Here is a 15,477-nt window from a genome sequence, read left to right as displayed (position 1 = left end):
GCAGCTCCGCTACGAGGTCGCCAATATCGGCCGCGCTTTCCGAAGCGAAGACGGCCAGGAGGCGCGCCGCGCCTTCCTGGAAAAGCGCAAGCCCGTCTTCACCGGCCGATAACCGACACCTAATCCGGCTTACGCATCCGGATCAGGCCTTCCTGGGTGGTCGAGGCCACCAGGACGCCCGCCTCGTTATAGATCGAGCCGCGCACGAAGCCCCGGCCGCCCGAGGCGCTGGGGCTGTCCTGGGTGTAGAGGTGCCACTCGTTGAAGTTCGACGGCTGGTGGAACCACATGGCGTGGTCGAGGCTGGCCGATTGGAAGCCCGGCGTCTGCCACTGGACTCCGTGCGGCCGCATGGCGGTCGACAGCATGTTCATGTCCGAGGCGTAGGCCAGGATCACCTGATGCATGTGCGGGTCGGATCCGATCGGCGCCCGTGCGCGGAACCTGACATCCTGGGTGGCGGGCCTGGGGCCCTTGCCGCCGCCGAACAGGTCGCCGTCCACCGGGCGCATCTCGATGGGCCGAGGGCGCGACATCATCTTGCGCATCTCCTCCGGCATCTTGGCCATCATCTTCTTCTGGGATTCCGACTCCGAGGGCAGCTCGTCGGCCCGGGGCACGGCCGGGATCGGCGTCTGATGCTCGAAGCCCTCCTCGGCCACCTGGAAGGAGGCGGCGAGATTGAAGATCTGCTTGCCGTTCTGGATGGCCACCACGCGCCGCGTGGTGAAGCTGCCGCCGTCGCGCGAGCGGTCGACATCGAAGACGATGGGGATGCGCGGATCGCCCGGCCTGATGAAGTAACAGTGCAGGGAGTGGCAGACCCGGTCTTCGACCGTCTCATAGGCCGCCAGCAGCGACTGGGCGATCACCTGGCCGCCGAAGATGCGCGGGGGCCCGAATTCCGGGCTCACGCCCCGGAACAGATTCACCTCCAGGCGCTCCAGCGACAGGGTCTCGGGCAGGCTCTCGGGGGTGTCCATAATCGATCTCGAAATATGCTGCGGTGCGAAAGGACCTCGGATTAGTCCCATAGCTCCGCTGCGGCAAGTTGGAGCGGCTGGTGGAAAACCTGCGGCGTTTGGTCCAAAAGCGCCGCCATGTCCTTCGACGCAACCGTTCTGACCATGTTTCCCGAGGCCTTTCCCGGCCCCCTGGGCGTGTCGCTGATCGGCACGGCCTGGCGCGAGCAGGGGCTTTGGTCCTTGGAAACAGTGGACATTCGGGGATTTTCCAAGGATAAGCGCGGCTTCCTCGACGACACCCCCGCGGGTGGCGGCCCGGGACAAGTGATGCGGGCGGACGTCATCGCGGCTGCGCTGGATAGCGTGGACCAAAGAGGACGGCCGCTTTTGTACATGAGCGCCCGGGGCAGGCCCCTGACCCAGGCGCGGGTTCGTGAGTGGGCTGACGGGCCTGGACTGATCGTCCTGGCCGGCCGGTTCGAGGGGGTGGACCAGCGGGTGCTCGACGCCCGGGGGTTCCAGGAGATCAGCGTCGGAGACGCGGTTCTCGCCGGTGGCGAGGCGGCGGCGATGGTGACGATCGAAGCGTGCGTTAGGCTTGTTCCCGGCGTCCTCGGCCAGGCGGCGAGCTTGAGTGAAGAGAGTTTCGAGGACGGGCTCCTGGAGCATCCGCAGTTCACCAGACCGCGGACGTTCGAAGGGCGCGAGATTCCCGATGTGCTGCTTTCAGGCCACCACGCCGAGGTTCGGAAGTGGCGGCAGGCCCAGCGGGAAGAGACCACGCGGGAACAGCGTCCGGATCTCTGGGCGCGGCGTCCCGCCAAATAACAGGCAAAGGGCGATCAAGCCCGAAAGGACAAGACGATGAACATTATTCAACAGCTCGAAAAAGAAGAGCGTGACCGCCTGCTGGCCACGCGCACCATTCCGGACTTCCAGCCGGGCGACACCGTCCGCGTCAACGTGAAGATCAAGGAAGGCGAGCGCGAGCGCGTCCAGGCTTACGAAGGCGTCTGCATCGCCCGTCAAGGCGGCGGCATCAACGAGAGCTTCACGGTCCGCAAGATTTCGTTCGGCGAGGGCGTGGAACGCGTGTTCCCGATCCACTCGCCCAACATCGACTCCATCGAGGTGAAGCGTCGCGGCGTCGTCCGTCGCGCCAAGCTCTATTACCTGCGCGACCGTCGCGGAAAGTCGGCCCGGATCGCCGAGCGCCAGCTTGGCCCGCGCGGCGACAAGGCCGAAGCGGCTCCGGAAGCCGCCGAAGACTAGACCCTTCGGACCCTACGATCTTCCAGCGGCGGCCGTGGCGACACGGCCGCCGCTTTCGTTTCCGCTTGCCATCGCGCCGAAACTAGTCACTCTTATAATTAGAGTTACTAGCGAGACCGCCGATGAGCCTCGAAGACCATCCCACCGTCCGCCGCGCCCGCGCGGCCGCCAAGCCGCCGATCGACGTCCAGCCGCTGTCGGCGGAATGGCTGAAAGCGCTCGCGCTGAAGCATGGCGCCGATGACGCCGGCCTGGTCGAGGTCGGCCGCGCCGAGCTCGCCGACCAGCTCAGCTACATCCGCCAGGTCTATCCCCAGACCCGCGCCCTGCTCTCCTTCGTGGTGCGCATGAACCGCGAGCCGGTCCGCTCCCAGGTCCGTTCCGTGGCCAACCAGGAATTCCACGCCGTCTATGACGAGGTGAACGAGGCCGCACGCGCCATTGTCCGCGCCCTGGACGAGGCCGGCGTGCCGGCCTGCAACGCCGTCGCCGCCTTTCCCATGGAGGTGCAGCTGCCGGGCCGAGGCTGGATGGTCGCCCACAAGCCGGTGGCGGTGGCAGCGGGCCTGGGCAGGATCGGGGTCCACCGCAGCGTCATCCACCCGAAGTTCGGCTCCTTCGTCCTGCTGGGCACGGTGCTGATCGGGGCGGAGGCCGACGCCTATGACCAGCCGATCGACTACAATCCCTGCCTGGGCTGCAAGCTGTGCGTGGCCGCCTGCCCGGTGGGGGCGCTGAAACCGGACGGCGGCTTCGACTTCGTCACCTGCTACACCCACAACTATCGGGAATTCCTCGGCAACTTCTCCGACTTCGTCGGCGCGGTGGTCGAGAGCAAGGACATGAAGACCTATCGGGAGCGGTTCTCCGACGGCGAGACCACCTCGATGTGGCAGTCGCTGTCCTTCAAGCCCGGCTACAAGGCGGCCTATTGCATCGCCGTCTGCCCGGCCGGGGAGGACGTGATCAACCCGTTCCTGGAGGACCGGCCGGGCTACATGGAGCGCGTCCTGAAGCCCCTCACCGACAAGCGCGAGACGCTGTACGTCCTGCCCGGCTCGGACGCCGAGAAGTACGCCGCCGACCGCTTCCCGCATAAGACCGTGAAGCGGGTCGGCCGCACCCTGCGGACCAACTCGATCAATTCGTTCCTGGCCCAGATCCCCCTGGCCTTCCAGCGCGGCCGGGCCAAGGGCCTGACGGCCGTCTACCACTGGACCTTCACCGGCCAGGAGGAGGCCAAGGCGACCATCCGCATCGAGAACCAGAAGATCGTCGTCCAGGCCGGCCACCGGGGCGAGGCCCAGGTCAAGGTCACCGCCGACGCCAAGACCTGGATCGACATCATGAACCGCGAATACGGCCTGCTCACCGCCATCGTGCTGCGTAAGGTGCGGGTGAAGGGCGAGATGGCGCTCTTCCGCGCTTTCGGGCGCTGCTTCGCCGGCTGAGACGGATCCCATGCGCGCCAAGTCCTTTTCCGGAATGACCTGCTCCATCGCCGGGGCCATGGAGGCCATCGGCGACAAGTGGGGGATGCTTCTGCTCCGGGACCTGTTCCTGGGGCTGACCCGCTATGACGACCTGCGGACTTCCACGGGCATGCCGACCACCACCCTGGCCGAGCGCCTGAAGCATCTGGAGGCCGCCGGGATCGCCGAGCGCCGCCGCTACCAGGACCGTCCGCCGCGCTTCGAGTACCTGCTGACCGCCAAGGGCCGCGACCTTTGGAAGGTGACCACCGCCCTGCGCGAATGGGGGGACCGCTGGGACACCTCCGGCCTCGGCGCCCCCACCGTGCTGCTGGTCGACATCGAGACCGGCCGTCCGGTGAAGCTCGCGCTTGTCGACACCGAGAGCGGCGCGGTCGTGCCCGCCAATCGCACCGAGGCCCGCCCCGGCCCGGCGGCCGACGACCTGGTTCATTTCCGCTTCAACCAGCACCTCGAACGCAAGGAGCGCGCGCCATGAGCGCCACCCTGTTCTTCTTCGATTTCCGCAGCCCCTACAGCTATCTGGCCCACAGTCAGTTCCCCGGCTTACCCGGAAGGATCATCTTCAAGCCCATCGACGTCCTGGACTTGATGAACCGGGTCGGCAACGTACCCACCACCATCGTCTGCAAGCCCAAGCAGACCTATGCCCGCGTCGACCTCAGCCGCTGGGCGGCCCTCTACGGCGTGCCGCTGTCGCCCAATCCGGCGATGGGCCAGATCGGCGGCCGCCGGCTATTGCGCGCGGTGCTCGCCGCCGGTCCGAAAGCGCCCGAGGCCGCAGCGCGGATTTTCCAGGCCATGTGGGCCGGCGACGCGCCGCTGGCTACCGCCGAGGATGTCGCCGCCCTGCTAGACGGCCTGGGCGTCACCGCCGCCATGATCGAGAGCCCGGCGGCCGAAGCCGCCTTGGAGGCCAACGTCGCCGAGGCCGAGACCCGGGGCGTGTTCGGAGCGCCGACCTTCATCGCCGACGACCAGATGTTCTTCGGCAACGATCGCCTGGACTTCCTCCGCCAAGCCCTTAAGGCCGCCGCATGAAGCCCCTCGCCATCGTCACCGGGGTCGGCCCCGGAACCGGCGCCGCCGTCGCCCGACGCTTCGCGGAGGCCGGCTACCGCGTCGCCATGCTGGCGCGCACCGCCGAGCGGCTGAGCGACCTGGAGGCTGAGCTGGAGGATAGCCTGGCCGTCCCCTGCGACGTCTCCGATCCCGTCGCCCTGACCGCCGCGGTCACCGATCTCATCGCCCGCTTCGGCGCGCCCAAGGCGGTGATCCACAACGCCGTCGGCGGCGCCTTCGGAACCTTCCAGGACATCGACCCCCAGGTCCTGGATACCAATTTCCAGGTCAATGTCATGGCCCTGCTGCATCTGGCGCGCCTGACCACGCCGGCCATGATCGAGGCTGGCGGCGGATCTCTGATCGTCACCGGCAACACCTCGGCTCTGCGGGGCAAGGCGAGCTTCGCCGGGTTCGCCCCCACCAAGGCGGCCCAGCGAATCCTGGCCGAAGCCATCGCGCGGGACGTGGGTCCCAAGGGCGTGCACGTGGCCTATCTGGTGATCGACGCGGTGATCGACGTGCCCTGGACCCGCGAGCGCTTCAAGGACGCGCCGGACGACTATTTCATCGCCCCGAATGACATCGCCGGCGAGGTTTTCCACCTCAGCCAGCAGCCGAAGAGCGCCTGGAGTTTCCTGGCGGAGGTGCGCCCGTATCGCGAAACCTGGTGAGCTAACCCTGGGTCCAGTCGCGCCAGGCCTTCATGACCGGAGCGTAGTCGGTGGGTTGGGTTTCGTAGGTCAGGGTATCGGCCGGCAGGGCGACCCAGGCCTGGGCGCTCCTGGTCCAGAACGCGGCCACGGGATGGAGCCAGCTTGTGTCGTCCAGGGTGCCCGGCCGCAGGGTGACCGAGTGCGGCCCCCCGGGCGGTTCCGTGAACACCCGCACGCCGCAGGTCGAGCAGAATCGTTGCGGGATCTTCGCGCCCGAGTCGGCCGTCCGCATCCAGGTCGAGAGCGCTCCCTGCGTCACCTCGAAGTCGCTGCGCAACACCGACATGGCCAGGCTGAAGGCCGAGCCGGTGAGGCTCTGGCACTCGGTGCAATGGCACGAGTAGACGCCGAGGGGCGAGGCTTTGAGAACGTATCGCACCGCACCGCAGGCGCAGCCGCCGGCGACCGGAAAGGCCGGCAGGCGGCTCACGGCTCCGCCGCCAGGGCGGCCAGGCTCACGGCCAGGTGGTCAAACATCAGGCGCATGCGCTTACTGCCCTTCAGGTTTTCATGCATGGCGATCCATATCTCCAGCTTGAAGGGACTTATCTCCGGCAGCACCCGGACAAGGCCGTCGCGCCGCGCCAGGCGGTGCTGGCAGACCCCGATGCCGAACCCGGCCCGGAGGAAGGCCAGCTGCGCGATGTCGTTGTCGGTCCGAAGGGAGAACAGCTCCCGGCTGATGGTTCGGTCAAGATCCAGGCCGCCCGGCACGTTCACGTCACGCTTGTCGTAGCCGATGATCGTATGGTCATCGAGATCGTTCAGGGTCGCCGGGACGCCAGATCGCTCCAGGTAGGCGGCGGTCGCGTAAAAGCCGAAGAGCAGCGCTCCGACGCGGCGCGCCACCAGGGTGTTCTGCGTGGGACGGGCCATCCGAACGGCGATGTCGGCGTCGCGTCGCGACAGGTCTTCGTTGCGGTTGGAAAGCACCAGCTCCACGTCGATCTGCGGGTTGGCGATCCGGAACTCGGTGAGGATCGGGGGCAGCGCCTCGACCCCCATGATCTCGCTGGCGGTGACTCGCACCACGCCCCCCATCCCGTCCGCCCCGGAGGCGTCGCGCAGGGCCGCGGCGGCGGCCGAGGACATGTCCTCCAGGTGCGGACGCAGTTCGTTGGCGAGGTCGGTGGCGATCAGGCCCCTGGGACTGCGCAGGAAGAGCGGCGAGCCCAGCCGCCGCTCCAGTTCGTCGATGTGGCGGCCCAGGGTTGGCTGGGTGAGCCCGCGCGCGCGGGCCGCGGCCGAGAGCGATCCCGCCTCGAGCACGGAGTGTAGGGTCTGAAACAGGTCCCAGTCGGTCGACGCCATGCGCATATGAATAACCGATCCGGCTCGCGCGGCAATTGCGGCTGCTGGACTTTGGCCGCCTCGCGGAACTAGATGCCGCCTATGGTTGGCAAGACACTTTACGACAAGATCTGGGACGCCCACGTCGTTGACGAGACAGACGGCGAGGCGATCCTCTATATCGACCTGCACCTCATCCACGAGGTGACGACGCCGCAGGCCTTCGCCGGTCTCCGGGTCGCCCGTCGTCCCGTGCGGCGTCCGGACCGGACCCTGGCGGTGGCCGACCACAATATCCCCACCGAGGGCCAGGGCCTGGGCGTCGACGCCGTGGCCGACGAGGAGGCCCGCCTGCAGCTCCAGACGCTCTATCGGAACGTCAAGGACAACGGCATCGAGTTCTTCCCCATGGGCGACATCCGCAATGGGATCGTCCATGTGGTGGGCCCGGAACAAGGCCGCACCCAGCCGGGCATGACCATCGTCTGCGGCGACAGCCACACCTCGACCCACGGCGCGTTCGGGGCGCTGGCCCAAGGCATCGGCACCTCGGAGGTCGAGCATGTGCTGGCCACCCAGACCCTGCGCCAGAAGAAGTCGAAGAACTTCCGGGTGACCATCGACGGAACCCCGGCCCCGGGTGTCGGCGCCAAGGACTTCGCCCTGGCCGTCATCGGCGCCATCGGCACCGCCGGCGGCACGGGGTCGGTCATCGAGTTCGCCGGCGAAGCCATTCGCGGCCTGTCGATGGAAGGCCGGATGACTCTCTGCAACCTGACCATCGAGGGCGGCGCGCGGGCGGGCCTAGTCGCGCCCGACCAGAAGACTTTCGACTACATCATGGGCCGTCCCGCCGCGCCCAAGGGCGGCGCCTGGGAGATGGCGCATTCCTACTGGAAGACGCTCTACTCCGACGACGACGCGGTGTTCGACCGCGAGGTCCGGCTGGACGCGGCGAAGATCGCGCCGCTGGTCACCTGGGGCACGAGTCCCGAGGACGTCATCGCGGTGACAGATCTCGTCCCGGAGCCCGCGAGCTTCGCCAGTCCGGACAAGCGGGCCTCGGCCGAGCGGGCCCTGGGCTATATGGGCCTGACCGCCGGCCAGCCGATCAGCGACGCCAAGGTCGACGTGGTGTTCATCGGCTCCTGCACCAACAGCCGGATCGAGGACCTCCGCACCGCCGCGGCCATCGTGCAGCACGCCTTCCTGCACGGCCGCCTGGTGGCGCCGCATGTGCGGGCCATGGTGGTCCCGGGCTCGGGGCTAGTGAAGGCGCAGGCGGAGGACGAAGGGCTAGACGCCATCTTCAAGGCCGCCGGCTTCGACTGGCGCGAGCCGGGCTGCTCGATGTGCCTAGGCATGAACCCCGACCGCCTGGCGCCGGGGGAACGCTGCGCCTCGACCTCGAACCGCAATTTCGAGGGTCGCCAGGGCCGCGGCGGGCGCACGCATCTGATGAGCCCCGCCATGGCCGCCGCCGCCGCCATAGCCGGCCATATCGTCGACGTTCGGGAGTTCCTCTGACATGGACACGCGGGCCCTGTTTCTCGTCTGGTTCGGACTACCGGTGCTGAGCGCGGGCCTGGGCGCGGGCATCGCTATTTTCACCGGCATGATGGACGGCTTCGATGTGGGCGGGCTGCGGCTCACGCCGCTCCTGGCGGTCGGGCTCTATGTGCTGGGCGTCGGCGCGGTCGCGGTGATCGTTCGGATGCGCAAGAACCAGTTGGCCCTCGGCGAGGGCGAGCGGTTCGAGAAGCCGATGGAGGCCGCATTGGTGGCCATGTGCGCGCCGCTGATCGTCGCCGGCCTCTGGACCTTCGGCGCCAACCTGTTCAACGACTTCGGCAGCGTGCGGAAGGTGAGTGGCGAAATCTCGCGCGTGGAGGCCATTGGCGGCGTTCGCGCCCGCTATGCGCTGACCCTCGACAACGCGGCCCAGCCCTACATCCTGCCCTGCTATGGCCGCCCCAATTGCGGCCAGGCGATTTCGCTGATGCGCCTGCCCAAGGGCGCCAAGACAGACCTGTATCTGTCGCGCAATGAAGTCGTTGGCATGACCGTGGACGAGAAGAACGTCTTGAAGCCTTTCGGTCAGCGGGCCTGGCGCATCGTGGTCGACGGCGTTCTCCTGGTGCTCATGCTCCTCTACACCGCCGCCTTCGCCTACACAGCGACCAGCCTGCTCTGGCCTCAGGAGGAGGAAGAGGAGCCAGAGGACGAGGCGGTCTACGGCGGCTATCCGGGGGCCTGAGATGATCACCGGACTGGACCACATCGCCTTGGCGGTCACCGACCTGAACGCCGCCGTGGCGGGCTACACCGCCCTGCTGGGACGTGAGGCCAACTGGATCGGCGGCGACGGCGGCGCGCGCCACGCCTGGTTCCAACTCGGCAACATGGCGCTGGACGTGATCGCTCCAGACGGCGATGGCCCCTTCGGCGGCGTCATCGCGAGGCACATCGAGGCCCACGGCGAGGGGATCTGGGCCATGGCGTTCAGCGTCGCCGACGCCGAGGCCGCCCACGCCCTGGTGACCCGGCGCGGGATCGGCGCCGTGAAGCCTCACTCGACCCGTTCGACCCATCACGACGGGCGCAAGCGCTACTGGACCAACTTCGCGCTCGACGTCGCCGACACCGGCGGCCTGAACATCCTGCTCGTCGGCCCGGCCCGCGACGGTTCGACCTGGCCGCTGTCGGCGCCGGTCGGCGATGAGGCCGCCGCCACGCCCCTGCTCGACCATGTGGTGGTCCACACCGCCAACCCGGACCGCGCCGTGGCGGTCTACGGCGGGCGACTGGGGCTCGACCTGCGACTCGACCGTTCCAATCCCGACTGGGGGGTGCGCCAGCTCTTCTTCCGCGCGGGCTCGGCCGTGGTGGAGATGGGCGCCAGCCTGAAGACCCCGGTCTCCGACGCCCCCGACCGCTTCGGCGGCCTGGCCTGGCGGGTGACTGACGCCGACGCCGCCCGGGCCCGGATCGCGGCGGCGGGCTTCGACGTCTCCGAGGTCCGCGCCGGCCGCAAGCCGGGCACCAAGGTCTTCACCGTCCGCTCGGGCGTGCCGGCCGCCCCCGCCCTGATGATCCAGCAGAACGCCGAGACCGCCGACCGATGAAAGCCTTCACCCGCCTCGACGCCAAGATCGCGCCCCTGCCTCTGGCCAATATCGACACCGACCAGATCATCCCCAAGCAGTTCCTCAAGACCGTCGAGCGCGAGGGCTTGAGCAAGGGCCTGTTCTACGACCTGCGCTTCGACGAGCAGGGTCGCGAGAAGGCGGACTTCGTCCTCAACCGTCCAGAGTACAAGGGCGCGGGCGTGCTGGTGGCCGGCGACAACTTCGGCTGCGGCTCGTCGCGCGAGCACGCGCCCTGGGCGCTGATGGACTTCGGAATCGACTGCGTGATCTCGTCCAGCTTCGCCGACATCTTCTACAACAACTGTTTCCAGAACGGCCTGCTGCCCGTCGTGCTCACGCCCGAGGAGGTCCAGGACCTGATGGAAGAGGCCAAGGGCGGCAACCACATGGTCACGGTGGACCTGCAGGCCCAGACGGTCGTCTCGCCGTCGGGCAAAACCTTCGCCTTCCAGATCGATCCGCAGCGTAAGGAGAAGATGCTGAAGGGCCTGGACGCCATCGGCGAGACCCTCCAGGCGGTCGCCTCCATTGATGTCTATGAGGGCCGCCGCGCCATCAGCCAGCCCTGGCTGGAGCGGGCATGAGCGTGATCATCGCCGGCACGGTGCGGGTCCCGCCGGCGAACCTCGAACGCTTCAAGCCGCACATGCGCGAGATGCTGGCCGCCAGCCGAGCCGAGGACGGTTGCCTCGAATATTCCTACGCCGAGGACGTGGCCGAGCCCGGCCTGGTGCGGGTCTATGAGATGTGGCGCGACCAGGCCTGCCTCGACGCCCATTTCCAGACGCCGCACATGGCCACCTGGCGCAGCCATTGGCCGGAGTTCAAGGTCTCCGACCGCCGGTTGCGCCTGTATGAGGTGAGCCTAGAGCGTCCGCTTTAGGCTATTTCCTGCGGACGGTTTCGCCCTCCGGCGTCGTCACCGAATAGACGCTCTCGCGGATCGGCTTCTCGCCCTGTTCCTTGTAGACGGACATTGTCCGTGAACGGACCTCCTCGCCTTGCCGCACCACCGTGCGGGTTCGCGAGCGGGCGCGCTCGTCGTCCGTGCGCGCCGACGCCACTGAGCGCTGCATCGCCCGCCGTTCGTTGACCTTCGCGTCAGATTGGGTGCGAGCGGTTCCATCGACCGCGACAGCCGCGCCGCCGCCCTGAATGCCGATGCTCTGCCCGTCCGTGTGGCCGGCGCCATATGTCGACGCGGTCACACCTCGACCGCTCACACCGCCAGAGGTGCCGCCGGTGACCGGCTGCGCGAAGGCGGAGCCGGCAAGGAGCAGGGTGGAGGCAGCCAGAGCCGCCGAAGTTTGGTGAAGCAACATCATTTCCGTTCTCCTGCGGAGCGGTCGTGAATCGTGACCCGGCAGCCGCTGTCATCATCGGTGATTGTGATCGTCCGGCCCGCGGCGTCGGTGCTCGAAGAGGCCTGGGCGCGACTGTTCCCGCCTGAGCTGGAGCTGGAGCTCGCACGAACGGACGACCGGCTAGCGCCAGTCGAGGAGCTGTACGATGAAGCCCGCGCGGCGGACGATTTTGCATTTCGGGAAGGCGTCATGGCTGTACTTGCCAATTCAATCCTACGGCCGTCAGCCAGGACATGGGTCACGGCGCAACCCTCGGGCAGGTCGATGGGCGGGCTATAGGCGCCTGGCCCTGCCAGCGCCGCGGCCATGACGAGGATCTTGATCGGCATGACTTGCTCCCGAGAGCGTGGGCGCGGCTCGCGACGAACCGCGCCCTAGGCGCCTCTACTTCGGGCGTTCACCCGAAGTGGCGACGGAATCGCCGTAGACATCGGCGTTGGAGCCGTCGCGGTTGGTCTCGGCATAGGCGTCCACGGTCGAACCGGTGGACTGGACCCCGCGACCGGAGGCCGAACCGCCGGTGGTCACGGCGGCGCTGGCGCCGCGGCGGGTGGTGTAGACCGCGCCCGACCCGTGGGTGGTGGCGGAGTTGACGCCCTCTTCGCGGCTGCCGCGACGATCGCGGCGATCACGGGCGGTCGTGCTGGCGTCGCTGCCGTTCACACCGCGCGCGACGGCGCCGTCGCGACCTGCGGCCGCCGTGCCCGCGCCATAGCTCTTGGCGGATGCCCCGGCTTGCTTTTCGCCGGCGACAGCAAACGAAGCTCCGCCCATGGCGAGGCAAGCGGCGATGACGGGGATGGTGGAGTTGAACTTCATGGCTTCGTTTCCTTTAGACCGGACGGTCTGTTGACCGCTTTAGTGTCCCTACGGCGCAAAGAACTGATGCAATGAAGTTGTTGTTCCAATTTTCATCGAATTATATTTACGGCTTAGCTCGTTCATCTGCGGTTTAACTTGATGAACAATCCGCCGTTACAGCGACGCTGGCGTCGTGATCTAGCTCAACAGCAGGTCGGCGAGGCGCTGGGCCGAGCCGGGCGCCAGCCCCAGCAGCAGGTTCGGCTCGATCACCTCCAGCTCCATCAGCAGCGGCCCCTGGGCCGAGGGCACGATGTCGACGCGCGCATAGGCCACCGGCTCCCCGACCGCGTCGAGCACCTGGCGGCCGAAGGCGAGTTCCTCCGCGCTCGGCGCGTGCGAGACCGAGGCCGAGTAGTCCACGCCGAAGGGCGCTTTCAGGAAGGCATGGCTGAACGCTCCGCCCAGGAAGACCAGCGACCGTTCCCGCGCGGTCTCGACGGCCGCCAGATAGGGCTGGATCATCGCCTCGCGCATCTCCGTCAGCCCTGCGAGATGCGCGGCGGCCTCGACGGCGAGCTCGGTGGCGGCGAACCGCCGGGTTCCGAAGGCGCCGCCCGAGATCGTGGGCTTCACCACCAGTTCGTCCCAACCGCGATCAGCGCAAAGCGCCGCGAGATCCACACGCTCGCCTTGGCGGACGAACAGGGTCGGGACCACGGCGACGCCGCGCGCCTCCAGGTCGGCGAGGTAGCGCTTGTCCATGTTCCAGCGCAGCACCCGGTGAGAATTGACCAGCCGGGTCTGGGAGGCCGCCAGGTCCAGCCAGGCGGCGAACTCGGCGATACGATGGAAATAGTCCCACGTGGAGCGGATCACGGTCACCGGCGCGGCCGACCAGTCGACCGCGGGATCGTTCCAGACCGCGAAGCGGACCCGCGCGCCCGTCGCCGAAATAGCCTGCGCCAGCAGCTGGTCGTCGTCGGCGCCGGCCGGCAGGGCGTCATAGGTGACCAGGGTCACGTCGAAGGACATGGTGGGCCTCATGTGTGATATAATGATATAAGCATATCTTTATATGATTAACGGTCAAGCCTACTGTCGCCATCGGGCTTCCCGTCACGGCCGCCATCCCCTAGGAGACCCTCGAAACGCCAGACGAGAGTTCCTGCCATGACCGACCTGCTTCTCCTGCCCGGCGACGGCATCGGCCCAGAGGTCACCGCCCAGGTGCGCCGTGTGGCCGAGGCTCTGACGCCTGAGCTTGCCATCGAGGAGCGGTTGTTCGGCGGGTCGAGCTACGACGCCCATGGCGTTCCCCTCACCGACGAGGCCCTGGCGGCGGCCAAGGCGGCCAAGGCCGTGCTGATGGGCGCCGTCGGCGGTCCCAAGTGGACCGGAACCCCCCGCGACAAGCGCCCGGAGGCGGGCCTGCTCAATCTGCGCGCAGGCATGGAGGTGTTCGCCAACCTGCGCCCGGCCCTGTGCTTCAACGCCCTGGCCGACGCTTCGACGCTCAAACGCGAGGTGGTCGAGGGCCTGGACATGATGATCGTCCGCGAGCTGACCGGCGGCATCTATTTCGGCTCGCCGCGCTTCATCGAGGACCTGCCGGGCGGCGGCAAGCGCGCCGTCGACACCCAGGTCTACACCACCATGGAGATCGAGCGCGTGGCGCGGGTGGCCTTCGAACTGGCGCGCGGCCGGAGCAACAAGGTCCACTCGGCCGAAAAGTCCAACGTGATGGATTCCGGCCTGCTGTGGCGCGAGGTGGTCACCGACCTGCACCGGCGCGAGTTCAGCGACGTGCAGCTGGAGCACATCCTGGCCGACAACGCCGCCATGCAGATCGTCAAGAACCCCAAGCAGTTCGACGTGATGGTCACCGACAACCTGTTCGGCGACATCCTGTCGGACGCCGCGGCCCAGCTTACGGGCTCGCTCGGCATGCTGCCCTCGGCGGCGCTCGGCCTGCCCGGCAAGCCCGGCCTCTATGAGCCCATCCACGGCTCGGCGCCCGATATCGCCGGTCAGAACCTGGCCAATCCGCTGGCCGCGATCCTCTCGTTCGAGATGGCCCTGCGCTGGTCCCTCGACCGCGCCGAGGCCGCCGACCGGCTCTACGCCGCCGTGGTCAAGGCGCTGGAAGCCGGCGCTCGGACCCGCGACCTGGGTGGGGCCCTGTCCACCACGCAGATGGGCGACGCGGTGCTGGCGGCCCTCTAGACCCGCCGGTACTCCATCGTCGAGCCGTCCGGCAACTTGCCGCGCAGGGCGACCCAGGCGCCATTGGCGTCGTACCAGTCGTCGATCTGGGTCTCGCCAGTGAGGCTCCAGCGGGTAGCGGAGACGCCGTTGATCGTCTCGCGACCCACCCGGCGCGCGGAGACCTTGAGCATCTTGCCCTCCTGCGGATTGAACAGCGGCCCCGATAGGGCCTCCGCGTTCCAGTGAGTCAGGGGCAGGGCTGAGGCCGGGGCGGTGATCTTGCCGCTCTTGGCGCCCTCGATGATGACGCCGCCATCCGTGCGCCGGGCGGTGACCTTCTGGATCTTGCCGTTGCCGTTGGTCGTGGTCTCAAGGCTGGCGAACTGACCGCCGCTCCAGCGCTCCACGGCGCGGTGGCTGTAGCGGTAGACCGGCACCGGCCCCAGCTTCACCGTCATGGCGACTTGGGTGGAAACGGTCATGGCGCCACGTTCGCCCGCGAAGGTCATCAGGTGGTCGCCGACGCGCGCGCCGTTGCGGAAGACGGCGAAGGCCAACCTGCGGCCAGGCGGCGGCCCGGATGCGGCCAGAACAGGGGCTGGAACCAGGATCAAGCTGCCCGCGGCGAGCAGGAATCGGCGCGTCGGACGGGGGGTGTACCTGGCGTCGGCTTCCATCGGCGAACCTTCGATATTGGCGGCGAACCGCCTCGCCGCGAGCCTCGAAGGTACGTGCAAAGGCGCCACAGGGATGCACGCGGTGGCGCATGGGTCGATGTGAGGATTGCATTTCGGCGGCAAATGAGACACATGCACGCCCGCATGAGAGATCTAAAGAACAACCGTTTCGACGAGCGCGCCACGACCTCGCTTGAGGCCAAGAAGGCCCTCCTGGCGAAGATGAAGGTCAAGCCGACCGTCACCGCCCCCGTCGCCCCCGACCGCGCCGCCGCCAAGGCCGCCGAACTGGCCGAGCTGCGCGCCAAGCGTGAAGCCGAACGCGCCGAAAAGCGCCGGATCACCGCCGAGGCCGAGGCCCGCAAGGCCGAGATCGAGGCCTTCGACAGTGAGACCCGTGAGCTGGAAACGCGCGCCGCCCAAAAGGCCGCCCGCGACGCCCGCTACGCGGCCCGCAAGCAGAAGCGCCGCTAGACCCCT

Annotated in this window: 20 protein-coding genes; 13 read left to right on the top strand and 7 right to left on the bottom strand. The window is 68.0% G+C overall.

Annotation, left to right across the window (positions count from 1 at the left end; genetic code table 11):
- Nucleotides 1–119: 119 nt before the first annotated feature.
- Entirely contained in the window at nucleotides 120–986 is an 867-nt protein-coding gene (locus tag RMO04_RS01640) for an acyl-CoA thioesterase (RefSeq protein ID WP_405041448.1), read from the bottom strand.
- 114 nt (nucleotides 987–1,100) lie between these two features.
- On the opposite strand from RMO04_RS01640, the gene trmD reads away from it, so the two are divergent.
- The 6 genes from trmD (at nucleotide 1,101) to RMO04_RS01610 (ending at nucleotide 5,466) form a co-directional block, all read left to right on the top strand.
- Nucleotides 1,101–1,793, top strand: coding sequence for a tRNA (guanosine(37)-N1)-methyltransferase TrmD (trmD, locus tag RMO04_RS01635; RefSeq protein ID WP_309643053.1), 693 nt, complete (start codon nucleotides 1,101–1,103; stop codon nucleotides 1,791–1,793).
- A gap of 36 nt (nucleotides 1,794–1,829) precedes the next feature.
- Nucleotides 1,830–2,237 carry a 50S ribosomal protein L19 gene (rplS, locus tag RMO04_RS01630; RefSeq protein WP_309643052.1) on the top strand — a complete coding sequence of 136 codons (408 nt, stop codon included), beginning with the start codon at nucleotides 1,830–1,832 and terminating at the stop codon, nucleotides 2,235–2,237.
- Between the two features lie 122 nt (nucleotides 2,238–2,359).
- A complete protein-coding gene (locus RMO04_RS01625; RefSeq protein ID WP_309643051.1) occupies nucleotides 2,360–3,688 on the top strand; it encodes an SCP2 sterol-binding domain-containing protein in 1,329 nt (442 codons plus the stop codon).
- A gap of 10 nt (nucleotides 3,689–3,698) precedes the next feature.
- The gene (locus tag RMO04_RS01620) at nucleotides 3,699–4,208 is read left to right on the top strand and encodes a helix-turn-helix domain-containing protein (protein WP_309643050.1); all 510 of its coding nucleotides are present in this window, start codon (nucleotides 3,699–3,701) and stop codon (nucleotides 4,206–4,208) included.
- The gene (locus RMO04_RS01615) at nucleotides 4,205–4,771 is read left to right on the top strand and encodes a 2-hydroxychromene-2-carboxylate isomerase (protein WP_309643049.1); all 567 of its coding nucleotides are present in this window, start codon (nucleotides 4,205–4,207) and stop codon (nucleotides 4,769–4,771) included. The genes RMO04_RS01620 and RMO04_RS01615 overlap by 4 nt, the downstream gene beginning before the upstream one ends.
- The gene (locus RMO04_RS01610; RefSeq protein ID WP_309643048.1) at nucleotides 4,768–5,466 is read left to right on the top strand and encodes an SDR family NAD(P)-dependent oxidoreductase; all 699 of its coding nucleotides are present in this window, start codon (nucleotides 4,768–4,770) and stop codon (nucleotides 5,464–5,466) included. The genes RMO04_RS01615 and RMO04_RS01610 overlap by 4 nt, the downstream gene beginning before the upstream one ends.
- A 1-nt stretch (nucleotide 5,467) precedes the next feature.
- Here RMO04_RS01610 and RMO04_RS01605 read toward each other — a convergent pair whose 3' ends face one another.
- Both RMO04_RS01605 and RMO04_RS01600 read right to left on the bottom strand, forming a co-directional pair.
- Nucleotides 5,468–5,938, bottom strand: coding sequence for a GFA family protein (locus RMO04_RS01605; RefSeq protein ID WP_309643047.1), 471 nt, complete (start codon nucleotides 5,936–5,938; stop codon nucleotides 5,468–5,470).
- Complete coding sequence (locus RMO04_RS01600) at nucleotides 5,935–6,825, bottom strand: LysR family transcriptional regulator (protein ID WP_309643046.1); 891 nt, start codon at nucleotides 6,823–6,825, stop codon at nucleotides 5,935–5,937. The genes RMO04_RS01605 and RMO04_RS01600 overlap by 4 nt, the downstream gene beginning before the upstream one ends.
- A gap of 75 nt (nucleotides 6,826–6,900) precedes the next feature.
- Between RMO04_RS01600 and leuC the strand changes: the two genes are divergently transcribed.
- Genes leuC through RMO04_RS01575 form a run of 5 tightly spaced genes read left to right on the top strand, consistent with a single transcriptional unit; the run spans nucleotide 6,901 to nucleotide 10,830 of the window.
- On the top strand, nucleotides 6,901–8,325 hold the full coding sequence (gene leuC, locus RMO04_RS01595; protein ID WP_309643045.1) for a 3-isopropylmalate dehydratase large subunit: 1,425 nt from the start codon (nucleotides 6,901–6,903) through the stop codon (nucleotides 8,323–8,325).
- A gap of 1 nt (nucleotide 8,326) precedes the next feature.
- Complete coding sequence (locus tag RMO04_RS01590) at nucleotides 8,327–9,055, top strand: hypothetical protein (RefSeq protein WP_309643044.1); 729 nt, start codon at nucleotides 8,327–8,329, stop codon at nucleotides 9,053–9,055.
- A gap of 1 nt (nucleotide 9,056) precedes the next feature.
- Nucleotides 9,057–9,923: a VOC family protein gene (locus RMO04_RS01585; protein ID WP_309643043.1), complete on the top strand. Its 867-nt coding sequence runs from the start codon at nucleotides 9,057–9,059 to the stop codon at nucleotides 9,921–9,923.
- Complete coding sequence (gene leuD / locus RMO04_RS01580) at nucleotides 9,920–10,531, top strand: 3-isopropylmalate dehydratase small subunit (RefSeq protein ID WP_309643042.1); 612 nt, start codon at nucleotides 9,920–9,922, stop codon at nucleotides 10,529–10,531. Before RMO04_RS01585 ends, leuD begins: the two co-directional genes overlap by 4 nt.
- On the top strand, nucleotides 10,528–10,830 hold the full coding sequence (locus tag RMO04_RS01575; RefSeq protein ID WP_309643041.1) for a putative quinol monooxygenase: 303 nt from the start codon (nucleotides 10,528–10,530) through the stop codon (nucleotides 10,828–10,830). Before leuD ends, RMO04_RS01575 begins: the two co-directional genes overlap by 4 nt.
- 1 nt (nucleotide 10,831) lies before the next feature.
- Here the strand turns inward: RMO04_RS01575 and RMO04_RS01570 are convergent, their stop codons facing one another.
- The 3 genes from RMO04_RS01570 to RMO04_RS01560 all read right to left on the bottom strand — a co-directional run bounded on the left by RMO04_RS01570 (nucleotide 10,832) and on the right by RMO04_RS01560 (nucleotide 13,147).
- A complete protein-coding gene (locus RMO04_RS01570) occupies nucleotides 10,832–11,272 on the bottom strand; it encodes a hypothetical protein (RefSeq protein WP_309643040.1) in 441 nt (146 codons plus the stop codon).
- A gap of 423 nt (nucleotides 11,273–11,695) precedes the next feature.
- Nucleotides 11,696–12,130 (bottom strand): hypothetical protein, encoded by a 435-nt coding sequence (locus RMO04_RS01565; protein WP_309643039.1) that lies wholly within the window; start codon nucleotides 12,128–12,130, stop codon nucleotides 11,696–11,698.
- Nucleotides 12,131–12,310: 180 nt separating this feature from the next.
- Nucleotides 12,311–13,147, bottom strand: a complete 837-nt coding sequence (locus RMO04_RS01560) for a transporter (RefSeq protein ID WP_309643038.1) — start codon at nucleotides 13,145–13,147, stop codon at nucleotides 12,311–12,313.
- Between the two features lie 138 nt (nucleotides 13,148–13,285).
- Here RMO04_RS01560 and leuB point away from each other — a divergent pair, with 138 nt between their 5' ends.
- The gene (gene leuB, locus RMO04_RS01555; protein WP_309643037.1) at nucleotides 13,286–14,338 is read left to right on the top strand and encodes a 3-isopropylmalate dehydrogenase; all 1,053 of its coding nucleotides are present in this window, start codon (nucleotides 13,286–13,288) and stop codon (nucleotides 14,336–14,338) included.
- On the opposite strand, the gene RMO04_RS01550 is transcribed toward leuB, so the two are convergent.
- Complete coding sequence (locus RMO04_RS01550) at nucleotides 14,335–14,997, bottom strand: DUF6134 family protein (RefSeq protein ID WP_309643036.1); 663 nt, start codon at nucleotides 14,995–14,997, stop codon at nucleotides 14,335–14,337. The two genes, leuB and RMO04_RS01550, sit on opposite strands and share 4 nt — an antisense overlap.
- Before the next feature lie 144 nt (nucleotides 14,998–15,141).
- Here RMO04_RS01550 and RMO04_RS01545 point away from each other — a divergent pair, with 144 nt between their 5' ends.
- Complete coding sequence (locus tag RMO04_RS01545; protein WP_309643035.1) at nucleotides 15,142–15,471, top strand: DUF6481 family protein; 330 nt, start codon at nucleotides 15,142–15,144, stop codon at nucleotides 15,469–15,471.
- The last annotated feature ends 6 nt before the right edge of the window (nucleotides 15,472–15,477 follow it).

The organism is Phenylobacterium sp., from assembly GCF_031412415.1.
Classification (GTDB): domain Bacteria; phylum Pseudomonadota; class Alphaproteobacteria; order Caulobacterales; family Caulobacteraceae; genus Phenylobacterium.
This window is presented reverse-complemented; position numbering and strand designations above follow the sequence as displayed.

Bases quoted from the DNA above. Each gene is read 5' to 3' on its own strand.
- trmD (WP_309643053.1), top strand. From the start codon at position 1,101: ATGTCCTTCGACGCAACCGTTCTGACCATGTTTCCCGAGGCCTTTCCC.
- rplS (WP_309643052.1), top strand. From the start codon at position 1,830: ATGAACATTATTCAACAGCTCGAAAAAGAAGAGCGTGACCGCCTGCTG.
- RMO04_RS01625 (WP_309643051.1), top strand. From the start codon at position 2,360: ATGAGCCTCGAAGACCATCCCACCGTCCGCCGCGCCCGCGCGGCCGCC.
- RMO04_RS01620 (WP_309643050.1), top strand. From the start codon at position 3,699: ATGCGCGCCAAGTCCTTTTCCGGAATGACCTGCTCCATCGCCGGGGCC.
- RMO04_RS01615 (WP_309643049.1), top strand. From the start codon at position 4,205: ATGAGCGCCACCCTGTTCTTCTTCGATTTCCGCAGCCCCTACAGCTAT.
- RMO04_RS01610 (WP_309643048.1), top strand. From the start codon at position 4,768: ATGAAGCCCCTCGCCATCGTCACCGGGGTCGGCCCCGGAACCGGCGCC.
- RMO04_RS01600 (WP_309643046.1), bottom strand. From the start codon at position 6,825: ATGCGCATGGCGTCGACCGACTGGGACCTGTTTCAGACCCTACACTCC.
- leuC (WP_309643045.1), top strand. From the start codon at position 6,901: ATGGTTGGCAAGACACTTTACGACAAGATCTGGGACGCCCACGTCGTT.
- RMO04_RS01590 (WP_309643044.1), top strand. From the start codon at position 8,327: ATGGACACGCGGGCCCTGTTTCTCGTCTGGTTCGGACTACCGGTGCTG.
- RMO04_RS01585 (WP_309643043.1), top strand. From the start codon at position 9,057: ATGATCACCGGACTGGACCACATCGCCTTGGCGGTCACCGACCTGAAC.
- leuD (WP_309643042.1), top strand. From the start codon at position 9,920: ATGAAAGCCTTCACCCGCCTCGACGCCAAGATCGCGCCCCTGCCTCTG.
- RMO04_RS01575 (WP_309643041.1), top strand. From the start codon at position 10,528: ATGAGCGTGATCATCGCCGGCACGGTGCGGGTCCCGCCGGCGAACCTC.
- RMO04_RS01570 (WP_309643040.1), bottom strand. From the start codon at position 11,272: ATGATGTTGCTTCACCAAACTTCGGCGGCTCTGGCTGCCTCCACCCTG.
- RMO04_RS01565 (WP_309643039.1), bottom strand. From the start codon at position 12,130: ATGAAGTTCAACTCCACCATCCCCGTCATCGCCGCTTGCCTCGCCATG.
- RMO04_RS01560 (WP_309643038.1), bottom strand. From the start codon at position 13,147: ATGTCCTTCGACGTGACCCTGGTCACCTATGACGCCCTGCCGGCCGGC.
- leuB (WP_309643037.1), top strand. From the start codon at position 13,286: ATGACCGACCTGCTTCTCCTGCCCGGCGACGGCATCGGCCCAGAGGTC.
- RMO04_RS01550 (WP_309643036.1), bottom strand. From the start codon at position 14,997: ATGGAAGCCGACGCCAGGTACACCCCCCGTCCGACGCGCCGATTCCTG.
- RMO04_RS01545 (WP_309643035.1), top strand. From the start codon at position 15,142: ATGAGAGATCTAAAGAACAACCGTTTCGACGAGCGCGCCACGACCTCG.